This is a genomic window from Streptomyces sp. BK208, assembly GCF_004364245.1.
Lineage (GTDB): Bacteria > Actinomycetota > Actinomycetes > Streptomycetales > Streptomycetaceae > Streptomyces.
Genome location: NZ_SOAV01000012.1, coordinates 153,308 through 177,868, shown reverse-complemented (window position 1 = coordinate 177,868; position 24,561 = coordinate 153,308). Strand labels below are relative to the sequence as shown.

27 protein-coding genes and 4 tRNA genes are annotated in these 24,561 nt (G+C 71.9%); 24 read left to right on the top strand and 7 right to left on the bottom strand.

Translation table 11 applies throughout. From position 1 onward, the window contains the following. Positions 1 to 9: 9 nt before the first annotated feature. From EV562_RS27240 to EV562_RS27225, 4 genes are all read left to right on the top strand, one after another. Positions 10 to 82 (top strand) — tRNA-Glu (locus EV562_RS27240). A gap of 62 nt (positions 83 to 144) precedes the next feature. Then, a tRNA-Glu gene (locus EV562_RS27235) sits at positions 145 to 217 on the top strand. Between the two features lie 20 nt (positions 218 to 237). Further along, positions 238 to 309, top strand: a tRNA-Gln gene (locus EV562_RS27230). 44 nt (positions 310 to 353) lie between these two features. After that, positions 354 to 426, top strand: a tRNA-Glu gene (locus EV562_RS27225). Positions 427 to 696: 270 nt separating this feature from the next. Here EV562_RS27225 and ndgR read toward each other — a convergent pair. Beyond that, positions 697 to 1,413 (bottom strand): IclR family transcriptional regulator NdgR, encoded by a 717-nt coding sequence (ndgR, locus tag EV562_RS27220; RefSeq protein ID WP_011030305.1) that lies wholly within the window; start codon positions 1,411 to 1,413, stop codon positions 697 to 699. A gap of 197 nt (positions 1,414 to 1,610) precedes the next feature. Here ndgR and leuC point away from each other — a divergent pair, with 197 nt between their 5' ends. The 4 genes from leuC (at position 1,611) to EV562_RS27200 (ending at position 4,951) form a co-directional block, all read left to right on the top strand. Continuing rightward, complete coding sequence (gene leuC, locus EV562_RS27215) at positions 1,611 to 3,041, top strand: 3-isopropylmalate dehydratase large subunit (protein WP_133889505.1); 1,431 nt, start codon at positions 1,611 to 1,613, stop codon at positions 3,039 to 3,041. A gap of 5 nt (positions 3,042 to 3,046) precedes the next feature. Then, complete coding sequence (leuD, locus tag EV562_RS27210; RefSeq protein ID WP_133889504.1) at positions 3,047 to 3,640, top strand: 3-isopropylmalate dehydratase small subunit; 594 nt, start codon at positions 3,047 to 3,049, stop codon at positions 3,638 to 3,640. Positions 3,641 to 3,926: 286 nt separating this feature from the next. Next, entirely contained in the window at positions 3,927 to 4,157 is a 231-nt protein-coding gene (locus EV562_RS27205) for a hypothetical protein (protein ID WP_133889503.1), read from the top strand. 137 nt (positions 4,158 to 4,294) lie between these two features. Then, complete coding sequence (locus EV562_RS27200) at positions 4,295 to 4,951, top strand: HU family DNA-binding protein (protein WP_133889502.1); 657 nt, start codon at positions 4,295 to 4,297, stop codon at positions 4,949 to 4,951. A 111-nt stretch (positions 4,952 to 5,062) separates the two neighbouring features. On the opposite strand, the gene EV562_RS27195 is transcribed toward EV562_RS27200, so the two are convergent. Beyond that, positions 5,063 to 5,284, bottom strand: a complete 222-nt coding sequence (locus tag EV562_RS27195; protein WP_133889501.1) for a hypothetical protein — start codon at positions 5,282 to 5,284, stop codon at positions 5,063 to 5,065. Positions 5,285 to 5,293: 9 nt separating this feature from the next. Next, on the bottom strand, positions 5,294 to 5,932 hold the full coding sequence (gene cofC / locus EV562_RS27190) for a 2-phospho-L-lactate guanylyltransferase (protein ID WP_133889500.1): 639 nt from the start codon (positions 5,930 to 5,932) through the stop codon (positions 5,294 to 5,296). Positions 5,933 to 6,075: 143 nt separating this feature from the next. Between cofC and EV562_RS27185 the strand changes: the two genes are divergently transcribed. The 3 genes from EV562_RS27185 (at position 6,076) to EV562_RS27175 (ending at position 9,156) form a co-directional block, all read left to right on the top strand. Further along, positions 6,076 to 6,864 (top strand): lysophospholipid acyltransferase family protein, encoded by a 789-nt coding sequence (locus EV562_RS27185; RefSeq protein ID WP_133889499.1) that lies wholly within the window; start codon positions 6,076 to 6,078, stop codon positions 6,862 to 6,864. Beyond that, positions 6,861 to 7,871, top strand: coding sequence for an NAD(P)H-dependent glycerol-3-phosphate dehydrogenase (locus tag EV562_RS27180; RefSeq protein ID WP_133889498.1), 1,011 nt, complete (start codon positions 6,861 to 6,863; stop codon positions 7,869 to 7,871). Before EV562_RS27185 ends, EV562_RS27180 begins: the two co-directional genes overlap by 4 nt. Before the next feature lie 115 nt (positions 7,872 to 7,986). After that, the gene (locus tag EV562_RS27175; RefSeq protein WP_133889497.1) at positions 7,987 to 9,156 is read left to right on the top strand and encodes a D-alanine--D-alanine ligase family protein; all 1,170 of its coding nucleotides are present in this window, start codon (positions 7,987 to 7,989) and stop codon (positions 9,154 to 9,156) included. Between the two features lie 192 nt (positions 9,157 to 9,348). Here EV562_RS27175 and EV562_RS27165 read toward each other — a convergent pair whose 3' ends face one another. After that, positions 9,349 to 9,582: an Lrp/AsnC ligand binding domain-containing protein gene (locus EV562_RS27165; protein WP_133889496.1), complete on the bottom strand. Its 234-nt coding sequence runs from the start codon at positions 9,580 to 9,582 to the stop codon at positions 9,349 to 9,351. Between the two features lie 245 nt (positions 9,583 to 9,827). On the opposite strand from EV562_RS27165, the gene EV562_RS27160 reads away from it, so the two are divergent. Beyond that, positions 9,828 to 10,796 (top strand): thiamine-phosphate kinase, encoded by a 969-nt coding sequence (locus tag EV562_RS27160; RefSeq protein ID WP_133889495.1) that lies wholly within the window; start codon positions 9,828 to 9,830, stop codon positions 10,794 to 10,796. After that, positions 10,793 to 11,590 carry a bifunctional hydroxymethylpyrimidine kinase/phosphomethylpyrimidine kinase gene (gene thiD, locus EV562_RS27155; protein ID WP_133889494.1) on the top strand — a complete coding sequence of 266 codons (798 nt, stop codon included), beginning with the start codon at positions 10,793 to 10,795 and terminating at the stop codon, positions 11,588 to 11,590. The genes EV562_RS27160 and thiD overlap by 4 nt, the downstream gene beginning before the upstream one ends. Positions 11,591 to 11,973: 383 nt before the next feature. Here the strand turns inward: thiD and rpmB are convergent, their stop codons facing one another. Then, positions 11,974 to 12,159 (bottom strand): 50S ribosomal protein L28, encoded by a 186-nt coding sequence (gene rpmB / locus EV562_RS27150; protein WP_003993230.1) that lies wholly within the window; start codon positions 12,157 to 12,159, stop codon positions 11,974 to 11,976. 266 nt (positions 12,160 to 12,425) lie between these two features. Here rpmB and EV562_RS27145 point away from each other — a divergent pair, with 266 nt between their 5' ends. The 9 genes from EV562_RS27145 (at position 12,426) to mutM (ending at position 21,662) form a co-directional block, all read left to right on the top strand. Further along, on the top strand, positions 12,426 to 14,147 hold the full coding sequence (locus EV562_RS27145) for a DAK2 domain-containing protein (RefSeq protein ID WP_133889493.1): 1,722 nt from the start codon (positions 12,426 to 12,428) through the stop codon (positions 14,145 to 14,147). Between the two features lie 60 nt (positions 14,148 to 14,207). Beyond that, the gene (gene recG / locus EV562_RS27140; RefSeq protein ID WP_133889492.1) at positions 14,208 to 16,445 is read left to right on the top strand and encodes an ATP-dependent DNA helicase RecG; all 2,238 of its coding nucleotides are present in this window, start codon (positions 14,208 to 14,210) and stop codon (positions 16,443 to 16,445) included. A gap of 55 nt (positions 16,446 to 16,500) precedes the next feature. Beyond that, a complete protein-coding gene (rsmD, locus tag EV562_RS27135; protein ID WP_133889491.1) occupies positions 16,501 to 17,088 on the top strand; it encodes a 16S rRNA (guanine(966)-N(2))-methyltransferase RsmD in 588 nt (195 codons plus the stop codon). Positions 17,089 to 17,114: 26 nt separating this feature from the next. After that, positions 17,115 to 17,594, top strand: a complete 480-nt coding sequence (gene coaD / locus EV562_RS27130) for a pantetheine-phosphate adenylyltransferase (RefSeq protein ID WP_133889490.1) — start codon at positions 17,115 to 17,117, stop codon at positions 17,592 to 17,594. Between the two features lie 121 nt (positions 17,595 to 17,715). After that, the gene (locus EV562_RS27125; RefSeq protein WP_133889489.1) at positions 17,716 to 18,837 is read left to right on the top strand and encodes an ATP synthase F0 subunit B; all 1,122 of its coding nucleotides are present in this window, start codon (positions 17,716 to 17,718) and stop codon (positions 18,835 to 18,837) included. Positions 18,838 to 19,003: 166 nt separating this feature from the next. Continuing rightward, complete coding sequence (locus tag EV562_RS27120) at positions 19,004 to 19,657, top strand: YceD family protein (RefSeq protein ID WP_133889488.1); 654 nt, start codon at positions 19,004 to 19,006, stop codon at positions 19,655 to 19,657. A gap of 2 nt (positions 19,658 to 19,659) precedes the next feature. Continuing rightward, the gene (gene rpmF / locus EV562_RS27115; protein WP_003951102.1) at positions 19,660 to 19,833 is read left to right on the top strand and encodes a 50S ribosomal protein L32; all 174 of its coding nucleotides are present in this window, start codon (positions 19,660 to 19,662) and stop codon (positions 19,831 to 19,833) included. 7 nt (positions 19,834 to 19,840) lie between these two features. Then, positions 19,841 to 20,671, top strand: a complete 831-nt coding sequence (gene rnc, locus EV562_RS27110; protein WP_208298432.1) for a ribonuclease III — start codon at positions 19,841 to 19,843, stop codon at positions 20,669 to 20,671. Positions 20,672 to 20,801: 130 nt separating this feature from the next. Then, a complete protein-coding gene (gene mutM, locus EV562_RS27105) occupies positions 20,802 to 21,662 on the top strand; it encodes a bifunctional DNA-formamidopyrimidine glycosylase/DNA-(apurinic or apyrimidinic site) lyase (RefSeq protein ID WP_133889486.1) in 861 nt (286 codons plus the stop codon). Here the strand turns inward: mutM and EV562_RS27100 are convergent. Continuing rightward, positions 21,652 to 22,056, bottom strand: a complete 405-nt coding sequence (locus EV562_RS27100) for a helix-turn-helix domain-containing protein (protein WP_166662014.1) — start codon at positions 22,054 to 22,056, stop codon at positions 21,652 to 21,654. The genes mutM and EV562_RS27100 overlap by 11 nt on opposite strands. A gap of 84 nt (positions 22,057 to 22,140) precedes the next feature. Further along, a complete protein-coding gene (locus tag EV562_RS27095) occupies positions 22,141 to 23,355 on the bottom strand; it encodes a CAP domain-containing protein (RefSeq protein WP_133889484.1) in 1,215 nt (404 codons plus the stop codon). 176 nt (positions 23,356 to 23,531) lie between these two features. On the opposite strand from EV562_RS27095, the gene EV562_RS27090 reads away from it, so the two are divergent. Next, positions 23,532 to 23,813, top strand: a complete 282-nt coding sequence (locus tag EV562_RS27090) for an acylphosphatase (protein ID WP_007444898.1) — start codon at positions 23,532 to 23,534, stop codon at positions 23,811 to 23,813. Positions 23,814 to 24,191: 378 nt separating this feature from the next. Further along, positions 24,192 to 24,404 (top strand): hypothetical protein, encoded by a 213-nt coding sequence (locus tag EV562_RS27085; RefSeq protein WP_003973418.1) that lies wholly within the window; start codon positions 24,192 to 24,194, stop codon positions 24,402 to 24,404. Positions 24,405 to 24,561: the final 157 nt, after the last annotated feature.

Genomic DNA, 24,561 nt, shown 5'->3' with positions numbered 1-24,561 from the left:
ATCTGCAAAGCCCCCGTTGTGTAGCGGCCTAGCACGCCGCCCTCTCAAGGCGGTAGCGCCGGTTCGAATCCGGTCGGGGGTACAGATCCTTCCCGCGAGGACAGCTCGGGTAGCTCCCACTGTTCTCGATGCAGGATCGCTAGGGCCCCCGTTGTGTAGCGGCCTAGCACGCCGCCCTCTCAAGGCGGTAGCGCCGGTTCGAATCCGGTCGGGGGTACGAACTGGTCTAAACCACATTGGTCTATGGTGTAATTGGCAGCACGACTGATTCTGGTTCAGTTAGTCTAGGTTCGAGTCCTGGTAGACCAGCTCGGATCTGCGGCGATGCAGTACGGAACGCCTGCAAGATCCACGCCCCCGTTGTGTAGCGGCCTAGCACGCCGCCCTCTCAAGGCGGTAGCGCCGGTTCGAATCCGGTCGGGGGTACACGAGTCCCGAGGGGGCTTCCGCTGAGGCGGGAGCCCCCTTCGGCGTTCACGCGACGAAGTCCGGGACCCGCCGGCCCGCCTCCGTGATCAAATCTGCGAGAGTCGTCGACTCCGCGCGAGTCGTCAACTCCGTGCAAGGAGAGGGGCGGAGCAGGTCGAGGTCGCCCTGAGGCCCCCGGCGGCCCCCGGCGGGTCCGAGAACGGCGCCGGGCCCGCCGCGGCGTTGAGGCGGGCCCGTGACCGGTCGGTCGGAAGTGTCCGGGGACGGTCAGCCGTTGCGGCGCAGCGCCTCGGAGAGGCGTCCGGCGGCGTCGATGATCGCCTGCGCGTGCATACGGCCGGGGTGCCGGGTGAGGCGCTCGATGGGCCCGGAGACGGACACGGCGGCCACCACGCGGTTGGACGGGCCGCGCACCGGCGCGGAGACGGACGCGACGCCCGGCTCGCGCTCGCCGATGGACTGGGCCCAGCCGCGGCGCCGCACACCGGAGAGGGCCGTGGCGGTGAAGCGCGCCCCCTGGAGGCCGCGGTGGAGACGCTCGGGCTCCTCCCAGGCCATCAGGATCTGCGCCGAGGAACCGGCCTTCATCGTGAGCGTGGAGCCGACCGGGACCGTGTCCCGCAGGCCCGACAGGCGCTCGGCCGCGGCCACGCAGATGCGCATGTCGCCCTGGCGGCGGTAGAGCTGCGCGCTCTCGCCGGTGACGTCGCGCAGGTGCGTGAGGACCGGGCCCGCCGTGGCGAGCAGGCGGTCCTCGCCGGCCGCAGCGGCCAGCTCGGCCAGGCGCGGGCCGAGAATGAAACGTCCCTGCATGTCGCGCGCCACCATGCGGTGGTGTTCCAGCGCCACGGCCAGGCGGTGGGCCGTGGGTCGTGCCAGTCCGGTCGCACCGACCAACCCCGCGAGGGTGGCCGGGCCGGACTCCAGAGCGCTCAGGACGAGGGCCGCCTTGTCCAGAACGCCGACGCCGCTACTGTTGTCCATGACACGATACTCCCGTCTCACTCTGTGAAACGCAAGTTCAATTTTCCATGGAACGCGCCACCCTGGACGACAGGAAGTCACAACGGCCCGTGACGAGAGGGCCTGGTGGCGGCTGCCCGGAAGCACAGGGGTGCGGGCACCGCTTCCCCAAGATCTCTAGTTGGGTCGGCGCCTCGTCGCCGACCGAAGGGAAAGCGATGGGTAGGACACTCGCGGAGAAGGTCTGGGACGACCACGTCGTCCGGCGCGCCGAGGGCGAGCCCGACCTCCTCTTCATCGATCTGCACCTGCTGCACGAGGTGACCAGCCCGCAGGCCTTCGACGGCCTCCGCAAGAGCGGCCGCCCGGTGCGGCGGCTCGACCTGACCATCGCCACCGAGGACCACAACACCCCGACGCTCGACATCGACAAGCCCATCGCGGACCCGGTCTCCCGGGCCCAGCTGGAGACGCTGCGCAAGAACTGCGCGGAGTTCGGTGTCCGGCTGCACCCGCTGGGCGACGTCGAGCAGGGCGTCGTGCACGTCGTCGGCCCCCAGCTGGGCCTGACCCAGCCCGGCACCACCGTGGTCTGCGGCGACTCGCACACCTCGACGCACGGCGCCTTCGGCGCGCTGGCGTTCGGCATCGGCACCTCCCAGGTCGAGCACGTGCTGGCCACCCAGACGCTGCCGATGGCCCGTCCGAAGACCATGGCGATCACCGTCAACGGCGAACTGCCCGACGGCGTCACGGCCAAGGACCTGATCCTGGCGATCATCGCGCGGATCGGCACCGGCGGCGGCCAGGGCTACATCCTGGAGTACCGCGGCGAGGCCATCGAGAAGCTCTCGATGGAGGCCCGCATGACCATCTGCAACATGTCGATCGAGGCCGGCGCCCGCGCGGGCATGATCGCCCCCGACGAGACCACCTTCGCCTACCTCCAGGGCCGCCCGCACGCCCCCGAGGGCGCCGACTGGGACGCGGCGGTCGCGTACTGGAGGACGCTGCGCACGGACGACGACGCGGAGTTCGACGCCGAGGTGGTCATCGAGGCCGCCGAGCTGGCTCCCTTCGTCACCTGGGGCACCAACCCGGGCCAGGGCGCGCCGCTCTCCGCCGCCGTCCCCGACCCGGCTTCGTACGAAGACGCCTCGGAGCGCTTCGCCGCCGAAAAGGCGCTGGAGTACATGGGGTTGGAGGCCGGTCAGCCGCTGCGCTCCATCAGGGTGGACACCGTCTTCGTAGGCTCCTGCACCAACGGCCGCATCGAGGACCTGCGCGCCGCCGCCGAGATCGTCCGGGACCGCAAAGTCGCCGACGGCGTACGCATGCTGGTCGTCCCGGGTTCGGCGCGGGTGGGTCTGCAGGCCGTCTCCGAGGGTCTGGACGTGGTCTTCAAGGAGGCTGGCGCCGAATGGCGGCACGCGGGCTGCTCGATGTGCCTGGGCATGAACCCGGACCAGCTGGCCCCGGGTGAGCGCTCCGCGTCCACCTCCAACCGCAACTTCGAGGGACGCCAGGGCAAGGGCGGCCGCACCCACCTGGTGTCGCCGCAGGTCGCGGCCGCGACGGCGGTCCTGGGTCACCTGGCCTCCCCGGCCGACCTGTCCGACGCCGACGTCCCCACGCCCGCTGGAGTCTGAGAGTCATGGAAGCGTTCACCAAGCACACCGGCCGGGCCGTCCCGCTGCGCCGCAGCAACGTCGACACCGACCAGATCATCCCCGCCCACTGGCTCAAGAAGGTGACCCGGGACGGGTTCGAGGACGGGCTGTTCGAGGCCTGGCGCAAGGACCCCGAGTTCGTGCTCAACCGGCCCGAGCGCGAGGGCGCCACCGTCCTGGTCGCGGGCCCCGACTTCGGCACCGGCTCCTCCCGCGAGCACGCCGTCTGGGCGCTGCAGAACTACGGCTTCAAGACCGTGATCTCCTCCCGCTTCGCCGACATCTTCCGGGGCAACTCGCTGAAGAACGGCCTGCTCACGGTGGTCCTCGACCAGAAGACCGTGGACACGCTGTGGGAACTGGTGGAGAAGGACCCGCAGGCCGAGATCACCGTCGACCTGGAGGCCCGCGAGGTCCGCGCCGAGGGCGTCACCGCGCCCTTCGAGCTGGACGAGAACTCCCGCTGGCGCCTGCTGAACGGGCTGGACGACATCTCGATCACCCTCCGGAACGAGGCGGACATCGCCGCCTACGAGGCGAAGCGTCCGTCCCACAAGCCGCAGACCCTCCAGGTCTGACCCCCGGACCCCCGGCGCGTCTCTCCGGGGCTCCCGCAAGGTCGAGTTTCGGCCACCCGACATCCCCGCCGTACCCCCGATCAGCCCGATCGGGGGTACGGCCGTTTCCGGATCCGCCCGACGCCGCCCGTGGCGGGCGCGACGGACAACTTCCCACGTTAGAGGCGTTGTTGCCGGGGTACTCCCAGTCCTGAGGACCGACTTCCGAGTGCACCGGGAAGGCCGTTCGAGGCGGCAGTTGCCCCCTGCGCAGGCGACAACTCGCCCCAGATGGCACAATCTGTGCATGGAACACGACGGCCAACTCGAGCTCTATACGGCGGTCGCGGTCCGGCTCAAGGAAGCGCACACAAGAGTGCGCGCACTGCAAGTCCCGGAGGGCGTACGGATGGCGCTGACCCGGAAGCTGCTGGTCATTACGGCCGCGGCCAAACACGATCTCGCCGGTGCGGCACGGCGCCTGGATCGGTTCACCGACGACCTCGACGCGGGTCGATTCCCCGAAGAGGAAGGCTGAACCGGCCGGGAGAGCCCGAATCCGTTGCGGCACAAGGGTGATAAGCCCGTTTCGTGTTTGATTTGCGGTATATATCTGCCTAACGTGCGAAAAAGCTTGAACACATACGTTCTGGCGATGTCTCCGAAGGGGAAGACGTGAACAAGGCGCAGCTCGTAGAAGCGATTGCCGACAAGCTGGGCGGCCGGCAGCAGGCCGCCGACGCTGTCGACGCGGTCCTGGACGCCCTCGTCCGTGCCGTCGTCGCGGGCGACCGGGTCTCGGTCACCGGCTTCGGTTCTTTCGAGAAGGTCGACCGTCCCGCCCGCTACGCCCGCAACCCCCAGACGGGCGAGCGGGTTCGGGTCAAGAAGACCTCGGTGCCGCGCTTCCGCGCGGGCCAGGGCTTCAAGGACCTGGTGAGCGGCTCGAAGAAGCTCCCGAAGAACGACATCGCGGTCAAGAAGGCCCCCAAGGGCAGCCTGTCCGGCCCGCCGCCCACCATCTCCAAGGCCGCGGGCAAGAAGGCCGCCGCGAAGAAGGCCACGGGGGCCGCGAAGAAGGCCACGGGCGCGGCCAAGAAGACGGCCTCCGCGGCGAAGAAGACCACCGCGAAGAAGACCACCGGGGCGGCGAAGACGACGGCGAAGAAGACCACCGCCAAGAAGTCCGCGGCCAAGAGCACCACGGCGGCGGCGAAGAAGACCGCCGCCAAGAAGGCGCCCGCGAAGAAGGCGACCGCCAAGAAGGCCCCGGCCAAGAAGTCGACGGCCCGCAAGACCACCGCCAAGAAGGCCACCGCCCGCAAGAAGTAGCAGGCAGCGACGAGCAGCAGCAGGCGAACGGGCACAGGGCACTCACGCGCCGGGCCGGACTCCCTCTCGGAGTCCGGCCCGCGGCGTGTGCGGGGCGGCGCGCCCCGTGGATCAGAACGTCTGCAGCGTCACCAGCGTGATCCGGCGGCCCGCGCCGGCGCCCGCGGCCTCGCCCGCGTCCTCGGTCTCGATGCGCACCCGCTGCCCGGGCCGCAGCAGCCTCAGACCGCCCGCGTCGAACGCCGCCGCGTCGAAGGGCACGGGCGTACCGTCGTCGAGCAGCACCTGCCCGCTGCGGCTTTCGGGGTCGTACGTGTACGCGGTCGCCTGCATGCCGGAAGCCTACTGCCCGGCGATCAGCAGCCGCGCCGCCACCGCGGCCGTACGGGGCCCCACCCCGAGTGACAGCGCGGAGCGCAGATCACCGCCGGTGTCCACGTCCTGGCGTACGGAGTCCACCGCTTCCGGACACAGTTCCACCGCGCCGGACGCCCGGTGCCTGGAACGTGAATCCGTACCGAATGCCGGGGCCAATTCGCGCCCCGGTGCCACGGCCAGCAAGGTGGTGCCGATTCCGGCGGCGTCCGGGAGGAAAGAGCGCGGGAATTGCCCGGCCGCGGCGAGCACCCGTGCCAATTCCGACGGCCGCAGTGCCGGGAGATCCGCGTTGAGCGCGGCCACCGGACTGTCGGGCCGGCGCGCCCGTACCACGGACGCTCCGTGCGCCAGCGCGGCGTTCAGGCCGCCGTCGGGTTCGTCCGCGACGATGCCCGCGCCGAGCGCCGCCAGCTCCCGCGCGGCCCGCGCGTCGCCCGTGACGACTGCCACATCCGCGACCGCCGGGCAGGCCAGCGCCGCTGCCACGGTGTCCTGTGCGAACGCGAGCGCGAGCCCCGGCCGCACCCCGTCGTGCGCGGTGTCAGCCAGCCTGCTCTTGGCCCGGGCGAGGGTCTTCACGGGTACGACCAAGGTCCACTGCACGAGCGTTCCGTCCTTCTCTCGTCGCCGTCATTGTCACCCGTGACACCTGGCGGTTCACTCTTCGGGGCGTACGGTGTTCTCGACAGACGGGCGGCCCGGGGCGACACTTGTCCGGCCCCAGGCCCTGGAGGAAAGGTGTCAGTGTGCCCCGCCGCAGAATCGGCTTCTGGTACCGCTTGGCCGCGGTGATCTGCAAACCGCCGCTGGTGGTTCTGATCAAGCGGGACTGGCGGGGAATGGAGAACATTCCGGCCGAGGGCGGATTTATCACCGCCGTGAACCACAATTCGCACGTCGACCCCTTCGCGTACGCGCACTACCAGTACAACACCGGACGCGTCCCGCGATTCCTGGCCAAGAGCGGCCTTTTCAAGAAGGGCTTCGTCGGCGCCGCGATGCGGGGGACCGGACAGATCCCCGTCTACCGCGAGAGCACGGACGCGCTGAGCGCCTTCCGGGCCGCGATCGACGCCGTGGAGCGCGGCGAGTGCGTCGCCTTCTACCCCGAGGGCACCCTCACCCGCGACCCGGACGGCTGGCCGATGACCGCCAAGACCGGTGCCGCGCGCGTCGCCCTGCAGACCAAGTGCCCGGTGATCCCGGTCGCCCAGTGGGGCTGCAACGAACTGCTGCCGCCGTACGCCAAGAAGCCGAACCTCCTGCCGCGCAAGACCCATCAGGTGCTCGCCGGTCCGCCGGTCGACCTGTCGCGCTTCTACGGCAAGGAGATGACCGCGGACGTGCTGAGGGAGGCGACGGAGGTCATCATGGCCGCCGTCACCCACCAGCTGGAGGCGATCCGCGGCGAGAAGGCACCCGACACCCCCTACGACCCGCGCCGCGAGCGGATCGAACAGCGGCGCCGGACGCAGCAGGCGCAGTCGGCGTCGTCGCGGACGAGCGGACCGCGGGCAGAAGGGCGGAGCACGTGAGCAAGTCCCTCAAGGCGGCCGTCTTCGGCACCGGGTCCTGGGGCACCGCCTTCGGCACGGTCCTCGCCGACGCGGGCTGCGACGTCACCCTGTGGGGACGCCGCGCCGCACTCGCCGACGCCGTCAACTCCACCCGCACCAACCCGGACTACCTGCCCGGCGTGGAGCTCCCCGAGAACCTGCGGGCCACCACCGACGCCGCCGAGGCCGCCCGGGACGCCGACTTCACCGTCCTCGCCGTGCCCTCCCAGACCCTGCGCGCGGGCCTCGCCGACTGGACGCCGCTGCTCGCGCCCGACACCGTCCTGGTGTCACTGATGAAGGGCGTCGAACTCGGCTCCGCGATGCGGATGAGCGAGGTCATCGGGGACGTCGCCAAGGTCGGCGCCGAACGCATCGCCGTGGTCACCGGACCCAACCTGGCCCGCGAGATCGCCGCCCGTATGCCGGCCGCCGCCGTGGTCGCCTGCCCCGACGAGTCCGTCGCCCAGCGCCTCCAGGCCGCCTGCCACACGCCGTACTTCCGCCCCTACACCAACACCGACGTCGTCGGCTGCGAACTGGGCGGCGCCGTGAAGAACGTGATCGGCCTCGCCGTCGGCATCGCGGACGGCATGGGCCTCGGCGACAACGCCAAGGGCTCCCTCATCACCCGCGGCCTCGCGGAGACCACCCGTCTCGGAGTCGCCCTCGGCGCCGACCCGCTGACCTTCTCCGGACTTGCCGGACTGGGCGACCTGGTGGCGACCTGCTCCTCGCCGCTGTCGCGCAACCACACCTTCGGCACCAACCTCGGCAAGGGCATGACCCTGGAGGAGACCATCGCGGTCACCAAGCAGACCGCCGAGGGCGTCAAGTCCTGCGAGTCGGTGCTGGACCTGGCCCGCAGGCACGGCGTCGACATGCCCATCACCGAGACGGTCGTCGCCATCGTCCACGAGGGCAAGTCCCCGGTGGTCGCCGTGAAGGAACTGATGTCGCGCAGCGCGAAGCCCGAACGACGCTGAGCGACACCCCACCGGCGCCGTACCGCAACCGGACCCGGAGCCCGTCCGCGACCCGCGCCACGCGGCCCCGCCGACGCTGTCTCGCGGCACCGAGGGCGGGTACTCTCAACGCGATATGAGCACCGAGAACCTCCCCCAGAACCCCGAGCAGAGCCCCCAGCGGCCGCCCCGCAAGCCGCGTGTGGCCGTCGTGTTCGGCGGGCGCAGCTCCGAACACGGGATCTCCGTGGTCACCGCCGGCGCCGTCCTCGCGGCCATCGACCGGACGCGCTACGACGTCCTGCCGATCGGCATCACCAGGGACGGACGCTGGGCCCTCACCGCCGACGAACCGGAGCGCATGGCGATCACCGAACGCCGTACGCCCGACGTCGAGGAACTGGCCGAGTCGACCGAGGGCGGCGTGCTGCTCCCCGTCGACCCCGCGAGCCGCGAGGTCGTCTACAGCGAACCAGGCTCGGTGCCCAAGGCGCTGGGCGAGGTCGACGTCGTCTTCCCCGTGCTGCACGGTCCCTACGGCGAGGACGGCACCCTCCAGGGCCTGCTGGAGCTGTCCGGTGTCCCCTACGTCGGCGCGGGCGTGCTCGCCTCCGCCGTCGGCCAGGACAAGGAGTACATGAAGGCGGTGTTCTCCTCCTACGGGCTGAAGGTCGGCCCGTACGTGGTGATCCGGCCCCGGGAGTGGGAGCAGGACCGTTCCGCCGCCCGCCGGAAGATCACCGACTTCGCCGGGGAACACGGCTGGCCGCTCTTCGTGAAGCCCGCGCGCGCGGGTTCCTCGATCGGCATCACCAAGGTCGACGACCTCTCCGGGCTCGACGAGGCGATCGAGGAGGCCCGCCGCCACGACCCGAAGATCCTGGTCGAGGCGGCGCTGCGCGGCCGGGAGATCGAGTGCGGGGTGCTGGAGTTCGAGGACGGCCCCCGGGCCTCCGTCCCCGCCGAGATCCCGCCGCCCTCGGAGCACGCGTACTACGACTTCGAGGCCAAGTACATCGACTCCACTCCGGGCATCGTCCCGGCCCCGCTCACCGAGGAGGAGACCGCCGAGGTCCGGCGGCTGGCCGTGGCGGCGTTCGACGCGGCCTCCTGCGAAGGGCTGGTGCGCGCGGACTTCTTCCTCACCGAGGACGACGAGTTCGTGATCAACGAGATCAACACCATGCCCGGTTTCACGCCCATCTCCATGTATCCGCAGATGTGGCAGGCGACCGGTGTGAGCTACCCGGAGCTGGTGGACCGGCTGGTCCAGGCGGCGCTGCGGCGGTCCACGGGACTGCGCTGACACCCCCGCTCCCGGACGGCAGAGAAGGCGATCCCCTCGGGGGTCGCCTTCTCGCAGTATGATCAGCGGGTTTTCCCGTCCGGTCCGGGAACCGCCGCCGACTCGCTGTCGTCTGCCGAGGAGCAGCCCGCGACGGCGATCAACAGGGCGAGCAAGCGGGCAGCAGGCAGGCGGCGAACGGGCGGCGAGGGGCTAGAGATGGACGACCGGACAGGTCAGGGTACGGGTGATGCCGTCCACTTGCTGGACCTTGGCGACCACCATGCGGCCCAGTTCGTCGACGGTGTCGGACTGCGCGCGGACGATGACGTCGTAGGGTCCTGTCACGTCCTCGGCCTGGATCACCCCAGGGAGCTTGCCGATCGTCTCGGCGACGGTCGACGCCTTGCCGACCTCGGTCTGGATCAGGATGTACGCCTGTACCACGGAACCTCCAGAGCGGCCACGAGGATCATGTGGGGAAAAGGAACGCCACGGTATCGCGTAGCCGCTCTCCTCGGGGAGACCCGCGGGCCGCGGACCTCCCGCGTCGGGGTGCCGGAGGGGCACGAGTCGACGATCACGCCGACCGTGGCGACGGTCATGTCGACCGTAACGAGGACAGAGATGACGCGCGACCGGGCACGGACACGGGCACGGACAGGGACTGGGACAGAAGGGGAGCCAAGGCGATGAAGGGCACTGTTGGTGAGCTGGGGGAGTTCGGGCTCATCAGGGAGCTCACCTCCCGTCTCACCACCACTCCCGCGGTCCGGGTCGGTCCCGGCGACGACGCCGCGGTGGTGGCCGCGCCCGACCGCAGGGTGGTGGCCAGCACCGACATCCTGGTGGAGGGGCGGCACTTCCGACGGGACTGGTCCACCGCGTACGACGTGGGCCGCAAGGCGGCGGCACAGAACCTGGCCGACATCGCCGCCATGGGGGCCGTGCCCACCGCGCTGCTGCTCGGCCTGGTCGTGCCCGCCGAACTGCCGGTGACCTGGGCGACCGAGCTGATGGACGGGCTGCGCGACGAGTGCCAGGTCGCGGGCGCCTCCGTGGTCGGCGGCGACGTGGTGGGCGGTGACACCATCACCGTCTCCATCACCGCCCTCGGCGACCTGCGCAACCAGGAACCGGTCACCCGGGCCGGCGCCCAGCCCGGCGACCTCGTCGCGGTGACCGGCTGGCTGGGCTGGTCCGCCGCCGGGTTCGCCGTCCTGTCCCGCGGCTTCCGCTCGCCGCGCGCCTTCGTCGAGGCCCACCGCCGTCCCGAGCCGCCGTACCACGCGGGCCCGGCCGCCGCGGGCCTCGGCGCCACCGCCATGTGCGACGTGAGCGACGGCCTGATCGCCGACCTGGGGCACATCGCCGAGGCCAGCAAGGTCAGGATCGACGTGCGCTCCGGGCAGATCGACATCCCGTCCCAGATGAACGACATCGGACAGGCCGTCGGCGTCGACCCCATGCAGTGGGTGCTCACCGGGGGCGAGGACCACGCGATCGTGGCGACCTTCCCGCCGGACGTGAAGCTGCCCGCCCGCTGGAAGGTCATCGGCGAGGTCCTCAACCCCTCCGCGCTGCCCCAGGTGACGGTCGACGGCGCCCCCTGGACCAGCAAGGGCGGCTGGGACCACTTCGGCGGGGACGCGGAGTCGTGAGGCCGCCCCTGGTCCTCACCGTGGCGGGCTCCGACTCGGGCGGCGGCGCCGGCATCCAGGCCGACCTGAAGACGATGCTCGCCCTCGGCACCCACGGCATGAGCGTCCTCACCGCGGTCACCGCGCAGAACTCCCTCGGCGTGCAGGGTGCCTGGGAACTGCCCGTGGACGCGGTGCGCGCCCAGTACCGCAGCGTCGTGGACGACATCGGGGTGCAGGCGGTCAAGACCGGGATGCTGTCCTCCGCCGAACTCGTCGAGACGGTCGCCGAGTTGCTGGCCGGCACCGACGCGCCCGCCGTGGTCGACCCGGTCGGCGTCTCCAAGCACGGGGACGCGCTGCTCGCCGCCTCGGCCCTGGAGTCGGTCCGCACCAGACTGCTCCCGGTCGCCACCGTCGCCACGCCGAACCTGGACGAGGTCACCCAACTCACCGGCGTACGCGTCGAGTCCGACACCGATCTGCGCCGTGCCGCGGAGGCCGTCCTGGAGTACGGGCCGCGCTGGGTGCTGATCAAGGGCGGCCACCTGGCCGGGGACGCGGTCGACCTGCTCACCGACGGATCGGAGGAGCACTGGCTGCGCGCCCCCCGCCTCGACAACCGGCACACCCACGGCACGGGCTGCACCCTCGCCTCGGCCGTGGCCTGCGGCCTGGCGAAGGGGCAGCCGGTGCCGGAGGCGGTGACGGCCGCCAAGCAGTACGTCACCGGGGCGATCGCGGCCGGATTCGCGCTCGGCGGCGGCATCGGACCGGTGGACCACGGCTGGGAGCTGACGCGGGACACTCCCTGAGCGGTGGACGGGCGGCACGCGGTACCCGGCCCCGCCGGGGGCTTTCCCGTCCCGCGGCTGGAGCGCGTTCGCGACACCGGCGGGCGGCTCGCCGCCGTACAGGCCGCCGCTCGGCCGGGCCGGGAGACCCTACGGTCGGCGGCGTCGGGGAGCGGGAGCGTCAGGAGCGCTCGGGACCGGGGGCGCCGGGGTCGGCGGGAACACCGCTGCCGCTACGGATGGGCAGGGGGCAGAGAGCCCCGAAGCGCACTACCGGGCCGGCACGCCGGAGCACCGGTGTGCCGGCCCGGCGAGGAAAGAGGGCACGGCAGAAAGCCGGCCCACACGAGGTGGACCGGCTCCATGCAGCGGACCAGGCAGTGGCCGCGCGCTCAGCTGATGCGTCAGCGCGAGACCTTGCCGGCCTTGATGCACGAGGTGCAAGCGTTCACGCGCTTCGGCGTCCCGCCCACCACGGTACGCACACGCTGGATGTTCGGGTTCCAGCGACGGGACGTACGGCGGTGCGAGTGCGAGATGTTGTTGCCGAAGCCCGGCCCCTTGCCGCAGACGTCGCAGTTGGCAGCCACGGGTCACTCCAAAGACTTCAGATGCACTTACGGTTGATCCCGGCATGCCGGGATCAAGCTCTCGGAGTCGCGAACGGTCCGGGATCTGAGTGGCGGTGCCAGGGGGAGAGCCCGATCGGGATCGGGCAACCGGAGCAGCATACAACGGCTGCTCCCGTACAACGAAACTACCACGGCAGCTCAGGGGCCCGTCCCGGCCCTCTTCCGGTGGGCCGGCCCGCCAAGGTCTACGCTGCCAGCCACGTCCGCAGTCCAGGGAGGCGCAGGTGGCGCAGGTGCCGCAGAGGTTCTTCGACGCTCTGGCGGTGCGTACCTGGTGCGGTCTGTCGCTGCGCGCGCTGGGCCGGGCGCGCGAGGAGATCGACGCGATCAACGTCTACCCCGTCGCCGACGGGGACACCGGCACCAACCTCTACCTGACCGTCGAGTCGGCCGTCGCCGCGGTGGAGGCCGTCTTCGCGGCGCACGAGACGGACGACCGGCCCGCGGGCGAGGGCGAGGGGGCCGGGGACGCGAGTGGCGGGCCCTCGCTGGCCGACGCCGTGGGGGCCATGGCGCACGGTGCGCTGATCGGCGCCCGGGGCAATTCCGGCACGATCCTCGCGCAGCTGCTGCGCGGCATGGCCCAGGTGCTCACCACGGGAGGTGACTCCGGCCACACCGGAGGCCCCGGGCTGCGGCTGGCCCTGCGGCACGCCGCCACCTCCGCCCGGCAGGCCGTGGCCCACCCGGTGGAGGGCACCGTCCTGACCGTCGCCTCGGCCGCCGCCGACGCGGCCGAGGGTGCCGAGGGCGACTGCGCCGAGGTGGCCCGCGCCGCCTACGAGGGTGCCCGCGTCGCGCTCGCCGCCACCCCCGGCCGGCTGCCCGTCCTGGAGCGCGCCGGAGTGGTCGACGCGGGCGGACGCGGTCTGGTGACGGTCCTGGCGGCCTTGGTGGAGACGTTCACGGGCCGGGCGCCGGAACCGTTCGCCCTGCCCCACGCGCGCGTGGCGCACGGCGCCCTGCACCCCGCCGGGGAGCGCGCCCCGGGGGAGGAATGCCCGGAGCCGGACACCGGGGACAGCCCCGCCTTCGAGGTGATCTACCTGCTGGAGGCCGGGGACGCGGCCGTGGCCCGGCTGCGGCAGCGACTCGACGCCCTGGGGGACTCCCTCGTCGTGGTCGGCGGCGACGGACTGTGGAACGTCCATGTGCACGTCGACGACGCGGGCGCCGCCGTGGAGGCGGGTGTCGAGGCCGGGCGGCCGTACCGCATCCGCATCACGCACTTCGGACACGGCGACGCGCACACCACCGCGAGCGTGCGCACCCCTCGGGAGCGGGCCCAGCGCGCCGTGGTGGCCGTGGTACCGGGGGAGGGGCTGGCGGCGCTGTACTCCGAGGGCGGCGCGACCACCCTCCTCGCGCGCCCCGGTGAGCCGCCCGCCAGCGGCGAGCTGGTCCAGGCCCTCCGGCGGGCCCACGCGCGCGAGGTGGTGCTGCTGCCCAACGACGCCGAACTGCGCCACACCGCCGCCGCGGCGGCCGAGCAGGCCCGCACCGAGGGCATCCGCGTCGCCCTCATCCCGACCCGCTCCGCGGTCCAGGGCATCGCCGCGCTCGCCGTGCACGAGCCCGAACGGCGCTTCGACGAGGACGTGGTGGCGATGACCTCGGCGGCCGGCGCCACCCGCCACGCCGAGGTCACCGTCGCCGAACGCCAGTCCTGGACCACGGCCGGCATCTGCCAGGCCGGCGACGTACTCGGCCTCATCGACGGCGACGTGGCCGTGATCGGCGCGGACGTCGCCCAGGTCGCCGCGACCGTCCTGGACCGCATGCTGTCGGCGGGCGGCGAGCTGGTCACCCTCGTCATCGGCGACGAGGCGCCCCGCACCGTCGCCGACCACCTGGAGACCCGCGTCCGGGAGACCCACCTCGCCGTGGACACGGTGGTCTACCGGGGCGGACGGCAGGGCGCCCTGCTGCTGGTCGGCGTGGAGTAGGCGCACGGGCAGGACCCGCCACGGCGCCCTTGTGGGCCGTTGTCAGTGGCGTGGTGTGCAATGGATCTCGTGCCCGCACTGCAAGAACCCCTCAAGAAGGTGCTCGGCCCCGCCACCGCGAAGGTGATGGCCGAGCACCTCGGCCTGCACACCGTCGGCGACCTCCTCCACCACTACCCCAGGAGGTACGAGGAGCGCGGCCAGCTCACCCACCTCGCCGACCTGCCCATGGACGAGCACGTCACCGTGGTCGCCCAGGTCGCCGACGCCCGCCTGCACACCTTCGCCTCCTCGAAGGCCCCGCGCGGCAAGGGACAGCGCCTGGAAGTGACCATCACCGACGGCAGCGGCCGCCTCCAACTGGTCTTCTTCGGCAACGGCGTGCACAAGCCCCACAAGGAACTCCTGCCGGGCACCCGCGCGATGTTCGCGGGCAAGGTCTCCGTCTTCAACCGCCGACTGCAACTGGCGCATCCGGCCTACGAGTTGCTGCGCGCCGAGGACAGCGACGACGGCGCCGCCGAGAGCGTCGAGTCGTGGGCGGGCGCCCTCATCCCCCTCTACCCGGCCACCGCCAAGCTGGAGTCCTGGAAGCTCGCCAAGGCGGTCCAGACCGTGCTGCCCAGCGCCCAGGAGGCCGTCGACCCGCTGCCCGGGTCGCTGCGCGAGGGCCGGGGCCTGGTCCCGCTGCCCGAGGCCCTCGTCAAGATCCACCGGCCGCACACCAAGGCCGACATCGAGGACGCCCGCGCCCGTCTGAAGTGGGACGAGGCCTTCGTCCTCCAGGTCGCCCTCGCCCGCCGCCGCCACGCCGAGACCCAGCTCCCCGCCGTCCCCAGGAGGCCCAGCCCCGACGGCCTGCTCACCGCCTTCGACGACCGGCTCCCCTTCACCCTCACCGACGGCCAGCGGAAGGTCTCCCGCGAGATCTTCGACGACCTCGCCACCGACCACCCGATGCACCGGCTGCTCCAGGGCGAGGTGGGCAGCGGCAAGACCCTGGTCGCCCTGCGCGCCATGCTCGCCGTCGTCGACTCGGGCGGGCAGGCCGTGATGCTGGCCCCGACCGAGGTGCTCGCCCAGCAGCACCACCGGTCCGTCGTGGAGATGATGGGGGAGCTGGCCGAGGGGGGGATGCTGGGCGGCGCCGAGCACGCGACCAAGGTGGTGCTGCTCACCGGTTCCATGGGCGCCGCCGCCCGCCGGCACGCCCTGCTGGACCTCGCCACCGGGGAGGCGGGCATCGTCATCGGCACCCACGCCCTGATCGAGGACAAGGTGCAGTTCCACGACCTCGGCCTGGTCGTCGTCGACGAACAGCACCGCTTCGGCGTCGAGCAGCGCGACGCCCTGCGCGGCAAGGGCAAGCAACCCCCGCACCTGCTCGTCATGACCGCCACGCCCATCCCGCGCACCGTGGCCATGACCGTCTTCGGCGACCTGGAGACCTCCGTCCTGGACCAGCTCCCGGCCGGCCGCTCCCCGATCGCCAGCCACGTCGTCCCGGCCTCCGACAAGCCGCACTTCCTCGCCCGGGCCTGGGAGCGGGTCCGCGAGGAGGTCTCGGGCGGCCACCAGGCGTACGTCGTGTGCCCGCGCATCGGCGACGAGGACGACGCCCCGAAGAAGGACGCGAGGAAGAAGGCCGCACCGGACACGCCGCCCGAGGGCGACGCCGAGAAGCGGCCCCCGCTCGCCGTCCTGGACGTGGCCGGGCAGCTGGCCGAGGGCCCGCTCCGGGGGCTCAGGGTGGAGGTCCTGCACGGCCGGATGCAGCCCGACGACAAGGACGCGGTCATGCGCCGCTTCGCCGCGGGGGAGACCGACGTCCTGGTCGCCACCACCGTCATCGAGGTCGGCGTGAACGTCCCCAACGCCACCGCGATGGTGATCATGGACGCCGACCGTTTCGGCGTCTCCCAGCTGCACCAGCTGCGCGGCCGGGTCGGGCGGGGCTCCGCACCGGGCCTGTGCCTGCTGGTCAGCGAGATGCCCGAGGCGAGCGCGGCCAGGCAGCGGCTGAACGCGGTCGCCGCCACCCTCGACGGCTTCGAGCTCTCCCGCATCGACCTCGAACAGCGACGGGAGGGGGACGTCCTCGGCCAGGCCCAGTCCGGCGCCCGCACCTCGCTGCGGGTGCTCGCGGTCATCGAGGACGAGGAGATCATCGCGCAGGCGCGGCAGGAGGCGGCCGCCGTCGTCGCCGCCGACCCCGAGCTGAGCGGGCTGCCGGGACTGCGCACGGCCCTTCGGGCGCTGCTGGACGACGAGCGGGAGCAGTACCTGGAGAAGGGCTGAGAGACTGGCAGCGGACACCGTCCGCACAGCCGAGCACACCGACAAGGACCCTGAAATGACCCGCGTGATCGCCGGCAAGGCCGGCGGACGCCGCCTGGCCGTCCCGCCGGGGACCGGCACCCGCCCCACCTCCGACCGCGCGCGCGAGGGCCTGTTCTCGACCTGGCAGTCGCTGCTCGGCGGCCCGCTGGACGGCGAGCGGGTCCTCGACCTGTACGCGGGCTCCGGCGCCGTCGGCCTGGAGTCGCTGTCCCGCGGCGCGGGGCACGTGCTGCTCGTCGAGGCCGACGCCCGTGCCGCCCGCACGGTCCGGGAGAACGTCAAGGCCGTCGGTCTGCCCGGCGCCGAGGTCAGGACGGGCAAAGCGGAACAGATCATCCACGCCCCGGCGCCGGCCGAGCCGTACGACGTCGTCTTCCTGGACCCGCCGTACGCCGTCTCCGACGACGATCTCCGGGAGATCCTGCTCACACTCCGCACCCAGGGCTGGCTCGGCGCGGAAGCGCTGGTCACCGTGGAGCGCAGCACCAGGGGCGGCGAATTCCGCTGGCCGGACGGCTTCGAAGCGATCCGGGCCCGTCGCTACGGCGAGGGAACGTTTTGGTACGGTCGCGCCGCCGCTACGTGCGAAGACGCACGATGACCGGACCGGAGAGCGAGGGAACTCAAGTGCGCCGTGCCGTCTGTCCCGGGTCTTTCGACCCGATCCACAACGGACACCTCGACATCATCGCCCGTGCCTCCAGCCTCTACGACGAGGTCTACGTCGCGGTGATGATCAACCGGTCCAAGAAGGGCCTGTTCGAGATCGAGGAGCGGATCGACCTCATCCGCCAGGTGACCGCCGAGTACGGGAACATCCGTGTGGAGTCCTTCCACGGCCTGCTCGTGGACTTCTGCAAGCAGCGCGAGATCCCGGCGATCGTCAAGGGCCTGCGCGCGGTCAGCGACTTCGACTACGAGCTGCAGATGGCCCAGATGAACAACGGCCTCTCGGGCGTGGAGACCCTCTTCATTCCCACCAACCCCACCTACAGCTTCATGTCCTCCTCCCTGGTCAAGGAGGTCGCGACGTGGGGCGGGGACATCTCCCACCTGGTGCCGCCGCTGGTCCTCGAAGCCCTCACGGAGCGCCTGAAGGACCGCTGACCGCCACCTCGCACGGCGCACGGAGACTGACAACCCGTCACCCGGTGTCCCCGGAACGTTCCGGGGTCGTACAGTCGTCCCGTCCGTCTCCAACACAGCTGTAGAGAGTGGCGAGCACACGGTGGACGTGCAGAAGAAGCTCGACGAGATCACCGCGATGGTCTCCGGCGCCCGCGCCATGCCCATGTCGGCCTCGTGCGTGATCAACCGCGCCGAACTGCTCTCGCTGCTGGAAGAGCTGCGCGCCGAGCTGCCCGGCTCCCTCGCCCAGGCCCAGGAGCTGATCGGCGACCGCGAGCAGATGGTCGCCCAGGCCCGCCAGGAGGCCGACCGGATCATCGAGGGCGCGCACGCCGAGCGCGGCTCCCTGATCGCCGGCACCGAGGTCGCCCGCCGTTCCCAGGCCGAGGCCGACCGGATCCTCGCCGAGGCCCGCCAGGAGGCCGAGGAGGTCCGCGCCGAGGCCGACGACTACGTCGACTCCAAGCTCGCCAACTTCGAGGTCGTCCTCACCAAGACCCTCGGCTCCGTGGGCCGGGGCCGCGAGAAGCTCCTCGGCACCGGACCCGGCCTCGACGAGAACGGCTACGAGGACGAGGACGCCCCCGAGCGCAGCCACGACCCCGAGACCCTGCGCCGCGACGCCGACGCCTACGTCGACACCAAGCTCGGCGCCTTCGAGGCCGTACTCGCCAAGACCCTGGACGCGGTCGGCCGGGGCCGCCAGAAGCTGCACGGCCGGATCGCCACCGACGACCTCGGAGCCCTCGCGGACGACCCGACGACCGTCCAGCACTCCAGCGACGCCGACTACCTCGCCGGCCTCGCGGGCCTCGCCGACGCCCCGGCCCCGGCCCCGGCCGAGCACTCCGTACAGCCCGCGTACGGCGAGCAGCAGCCGGCCGCGGCCCAGGTGCCGGCACAGGCCGTGCCGGAGATGCCGGCCCAGGACCCGGCGTACGGCTACGTCCCGCAGCAGCCCGATCCCTACGCGGCCTACCAGCAGGCCTACGACGGCGGCCAGGACCCCTACGGCTACCAGCAGCAGGGCGCCGACCCGTACGCCTACCCGTACGACGGCGGGCAGCACGGCTACGAAGGGCAGCAGGGCTACGCCCACCCCCCGCAGCCGCAGCAGCCCCCGCAGACCCAGCCGCAGGCGCTCGACGAGACCAGCCTCTTCGACACCAGCATGATCAGCGCCGAACAGCTGCGGGCGTACGAACAGGGCCGCGGACTCTGAGGAGCGGGACCGCCGCCGCCAGGGTGACGGGGGCGGCTCGGGACCGGATTGGGCCGAGAGCGAATGGTCCAGTATCCTGGCTCTTCGGTCGCGCGTACGTCCGCGATCGCCGCTGCCCGGGAACACCGAAGGGCGGCGTCCCCCACCACGAAGACCGAAAGCAGGAATGGTTCTGAACGCGCGTCTCGACCACCGCGATCCCCTCGTGTTCGACACACACGAGCTGGGACGGCGGCCCGGTGCGCTCCAGCGCCTGACCCGCACGGTCGACGCTCCCAAGGACTTCGGTCTCCAGGGAGTCATCGGAGTGCCGGAAGGCGCCCCGGTGGAGCTCGATCTCCGGCTCGAGTCGGTCATGGAAGGGGTGCTCGTCACGGGTACCGCCCGTGCCAGGGCCGAGGGGGAGTGCGTAAGGTGTCTGGAGCCGCTCGAGCAGCAGCTCGAAGCGGACTTCCAGGAGCTGTTCTCGTACCCTGACGCCGACGACCGTGGCCGCCCCGTGGCGGAACCGGGCGACGACGCCGAGGACGACGAGGACAGGTTCTTCGTCGAGGACGGCCTGATCGGCCTCGAACCCGTGCTGCGCGACGCGGTGGTGCTCGCACTGCCGATGCAGCCGGTGTGCCAGGAAGACTGCCAGGGTCTGTGCTCCGAGTGCGGAGTGCGCCTGTCGGACGACCCGGACCACCACCACGACGCCGTCGACATTCGTTGGGCGGCATTGCAGGGACTCGCCGGTTCACTCGGAGACGGCGAGAAGGACGAGATGAGCGGCGACGGGCCAGAATCCGCGGACGCCGCCGAGAAGCAGGAGAAGTAGCCGTGGCTGTTCCGAAGCGGAAGATGTCGCGCAGCAACACGCGCCACCGCCGGTCGCAGTGGAAGGCTGCGGTCCCCACCCTGGTTGCGTGCGAGCGCTGCCACGAGCCCAAGCAGCAGCACATCGCGTGCCCGTCTTGCGGCACGTACAACAAGCGCCAGGTCCTCGAGGTCTGAGCGGCTGGTGAGAGGCACTGTGTCAGTCCCCAAGAAGGCGGAAGACGCCAAGGCGGACCCACCCGCCAAGAAGAAGGCGGACACCCAGGCCTCGTCCCACACGCTTCTGGAAGGGCGGCTCGGCTATCAGCTCGAGTCCGCCCTTCTGGTGCGTGCGCTGACCCACCGTTCCTACGCGTACGAGAACGGCGGTCTGCCGACGAACGAGCGGCTGGAGTTCCTCGGTGACTCCGTCCTCGGCCTCGTCGTCACGGACACGCTGTACCGCACCCACCCCGACCTGCCCGAAGGCCAGCTGGCCAAGTTGCGGGCCGCGGTGGTCAACTCGCGTGCGCTGGCGGAGGTGGGCCGTGGGCTCGACCTCGGTTCCTTCATCCGGCTCGGCCGCGGTGAAGAGGGCACGGGCGGCCGGGACAAGGCGTCCATCCTCGCCGACACCCTCGAAGCGGTGATCGGCGCGGTCTATCTCGACCAGGGCCTCGACGCGGCCTCCGAACTGGTGCACCGCCTGTTCGACCCGCTGATCGAGAAGTCCTCGAACCTCGGCGCCGGCCTGGACTGGAAGACCAGCCTCCAGGAGCTGACCGCGACCGAAGGGCTCGGCGTCCCCGAGTACCTGGTCACGGAGACCGGCCCGGACCACGAGAAGACCTTCACTGCTGCCGCCCGCGTCGGAGGCGTCTCGTACGGCACCGGCACCGGCCGCAGCAAGAAGGAAGCGGAGCAGCAGGCCGCGGAATCCGCGTGGCGGTCCATCCGGGCCGCGGCGGACGAGCGCGCCAAGGCGGCGGCGAACGCCGTCGACGTGGACCCCGACGAGGCGTCCACCTCCGCCTGACCCCACCCACCGCACGGCCCGAACGCCCGCCCCGCATCCGGGGCGGGCGTTCGGACTCGTCGTCCGTCCACCAGGCCCGTCCACCCGCCCGGCTCACCGGACCGGTCCAGGGCGCACCCGAGGGGAAGCCATGCCCGAGTTGCCCGAGGTAGAGGTCGTACGGCGCGGCCTCGCGCGCTGGGTCGCCCATCGGACCGTCGCCGACGCCCAGGTGCTGCACCCGCGCGCGGTGCGCCGGCACGTGGCGGGACCCGACGACTTCGCGCACCGCCTGGAGGGCCACCGGATCGGCACCCCCAGCCGGCGCGGCAAGTACCTGTGGCTGCCCCTGGAGGACACCGACCAGGCGGTCCTCGCCCACCTCGGCATGAGCGGCCAGCTCCTGGTCCAGCCGCACGAGGCACCGGCCGAGAAGCACCTGCGCATCCGTGTCCGCTTCGCCGACACCCTCGGCACCGAGCTCCGCTTCGTCGACCAGCGCACCTTCGGCGGCCTGTCCCTGCACGAGACGAGCCCCGACGGACTGCCCGACGTCATCGCGCACATCGCCCGCGACCCGCTGGACCCCCTCTTCGACGACGAGGCCTTCCACCTCGCCCTGCGCCGCAAGCGCACCACGATCAAACGGGCCCTGCTCGACCAGTCCCTGATCAGCGGCGTCGGCAACATCTACGCCGACGAGGCCCTGTGGCGCGCCCGCCTGCACTACGAACGCCCCACGGCGACCCTCACCCGCCCCCGCACCACCGAACTCCTCGGCCACGCGCGGGACGTGATGAACGCGGCCCTCGCCGTCGGCGGCACCAGCTTCGACAGCCTCTACGTCAACGTCAACGGCGAGTCCGGCTACTTCGACCGCACGCTCGACGCGTACGGCCGCGAAGGCATGCCCTGCCGCCGCTGCGCCACACCGATCCGCCGCCGGCCGTGGATGAACCGCTCCAGCTACTTCTGCCCGAAGTGCCAGCGGCCGCCGAGGATCACGCCGTAGGCGTGCGCTGCGCGTCGTACCGCTCGCGCGCCGCCAGCACCTCGTCCATCCGCCCCTCCAGGCACTGGATGAGCGCCGTCAGCCGCTCGGCCACCTCACGCCCCAGCGGCGTGAGGTCGTAGTCCACGCGGGGCGGATTGGTGGGCTGGGCCTCGCGGTGCACCAGCCCGTCGCGCTCCAGCGCGTGCAGGGTCTGGGCCAGCATCTTCTCGCTGACGCCGTCCACCCGGCGCCGCAACTCGTTGAACCGGAAGGACGCCTCGTACAGCGCGCCGAGCGTCAGCGCGCCCCAGCGCCCCGTGACGTGCTCCAGGGTGCCGCGCGAGGGACAGGCCCGGGAGAACACGTCGAACGGCAGGTCCTGCTCCTGGGTGCACTCCTGCGTGGTCGACATGCCACCAGCGTACGTGAGCACAGCGCTGTGCCGCAGGTTGCGCAGAGCGGCAAACAGCGCGGGAGGAGCGCCGCCCGGGGGTGGTCAGTAGCCGAAGTCCTGCGTCCACCAGGGGCCGCCGGCGCCGAAGTGGACTCCGACACCCAGGGTCTTGAAGTCGCAGTTCAGGATGTTGGCGCGGTGGCCGGGGCTGGCCATCCAGGCGTCCATCACGGCCTGGGCGTCCGCCTGGCCGCGGGCTATGTTCTCGCCCCCGAGGCCGCTTATGCCCGCTGCCGCCGCCCGGTCCCAGGGGGTGGCGCCGCTCGGGTCGGTGTGGTCGAAGAAGCCCTGGGTGGCCATGTCCTGGCTGAAGTCCTCGGCCAGTTCGCGCAGGGCGCTGTTGGCGGCCACCGGGCTGCAGCCCACCTTGGCCCGCTCGTCGTTGACCAGCTTGAGCACCTGTGCCTGGGCGACGGCCGCCTCCGAGACGGCGGCGGGCGCGCTGGGCTCGGCGGGCTTCCCGGTGGCCGTGCGGGAGGGCGTGGGCTTCGGGTCGGTGCTCGGAGTCGTCTTCGGCTTCTTCGTCTTCGACGGCGTCTGCGCCGGGGCCGCGGGCTCGGAGGCCGGCGCAGAGGTGGAGGGAGCTGCGGCGGACGAGGAAGGAGGCCGGGCGTCCTTGGCGGACCCCTCCTCGGACGGCGACTGGGAGGACCGGGGCGGCGAGGCGGAGCGGTCGGTGCCGCGGCTCGTGGCGGCGTCGTCGCCGCGGCCCGTCTCGGCGCTGCCCGAGGTGCCGCCCTGCTGGGAGGGGCTGTTCGTCGGGACGTCCTGGGCCTGCACCCGGTCGCCCCCGCCGGTGCTGCCGCCGATCCGGTAGTTGTCCAGACCGGGCACCACGCCCGTGGCCACCGCCACCGTGCCGATGGCGACCGCGGCGGACACACCGAGCAGGCCGGTGCGGACCGGAGTGGCGAGCTTCCTACGGCGTCGGCGACGCCTGCCGCCGGGCTGCGCACCGCCGTCGGGCGTGTAGCCGTGGCTGGGGAAGGCGACGGTGCGGCCGGCCTCCGGGCCCTCGCCGCCGTCCGGGGCCCCCGGGCCGTCCGGGCCGTCCGCGAAGAGGTAGGCGTCGCTCCTGGCCCGGGCCTCGGCGTAGGCCTCGGGGTTCAGGTAGGGCGCGATCCCCATCGTGGTGGGGGTCTCGTCCGGGCCCGCCGCCCGGCCGCGGTCCCGCCCCGTCGTGCCGTCCGGCTGCCCGTCCTGCGCGGCGCGGCCCGTGGCGGCGCGGTCGGCGGCGGAGCGTCGGTGGCGTCCCATGTCCTGGCCTTCCTCGTCCTCGCGCTGGGCGTGCCCTGCGGTCGACTGTGCTCACGATCCACACGGAACTCACACCATCGAGTGAGTTTCAGGTGGGATTCATTGGGTCGGGACGGTACCGCATGACGCAAGGGGGTGAAGTGTCCCGCGAGACATTGACTGGTTAGGTTGCCGTCATGAGCGAGGATGTACGGCTGGTCGCATGGGTGCGCGGACAGGTCCAGGGCGTGGGTTTCCGCTGGTTCACGAGGGCCAGGGCACTGGAGCTCGGCGGGATGAGTGGTTTTGCTCTCAATCTGGGCGACGGCCGCGTCCAGGTCGTCGCGGAGGGCCCGCGCGAGCGTTGCGAGGGGCTGCTCGACTGGCTGCGCGGCGACGACACGCCCGGACGTGTGGACGGAGTCACCGAGATCTGGGACACACCCCGCGGGGGCTACGACGGCTTCGCCATCCGCTGAGTTCCGGCCGCGGGAGGCCCGGCGGAGGGCGGGTCCGGCCCGCCCCACAGGGGTGGCCGGGGCGAAAACGGGCAGGTAGTTGCCAAGTGCGGCGGCTCGTGGCAGGCTCCGCACGCAGAATGATCGCCACGCCCCGAGGGGCCCGCAGGAGTCGCATCGTCGCCGCTTCCCGGCCGCATGCCCCCGGGCGCCCGCCAGCACGGGGTGTGATCGTGTTGACCGTCAAACTTTTTGGTGAGACGCTGAAAGCCCCGCGCACCTTAGCTGTTTGGCATGGTTGAACGGCAGTAAAAACTCAAGAGTGCCAAGCACCGCGGGTGCGATTCCCTCACGACCCACACCGCTTCGGTCGTCACTCATTGTGGAGGACCATCCATCATGGCAAAGGCGCTTCTCGGTTACGTCGGCGGCTCCGACCCGCGACTCCTCGCCGAGATGCGACGGCTCCAGCAGCGCGTCCAGGACCTGGAATCCGAGCTCGGACGAATCCAGGCGGAGAACGACGCGCTGGCGGCTGCCGCTTCTCACGACAGGATCATGGAGAGCATGGAGAGCGTTGACGCACACCAGGCGGAGCCTGCGCTCACCTGATCACTGCATCGCTCCATCACGGCACAGCAGTGGTCGGGCCCGCCCGTACAACCGCTCAGGTGTCAGAGTCTGCAAGGGACGCTTCGGCGTCCCTTCTTTCTTTTCCGCGGCCCCCGTCCCCGTCGGCCTCGCCGTCCCCGCCGGCCTCGCTCCGCGC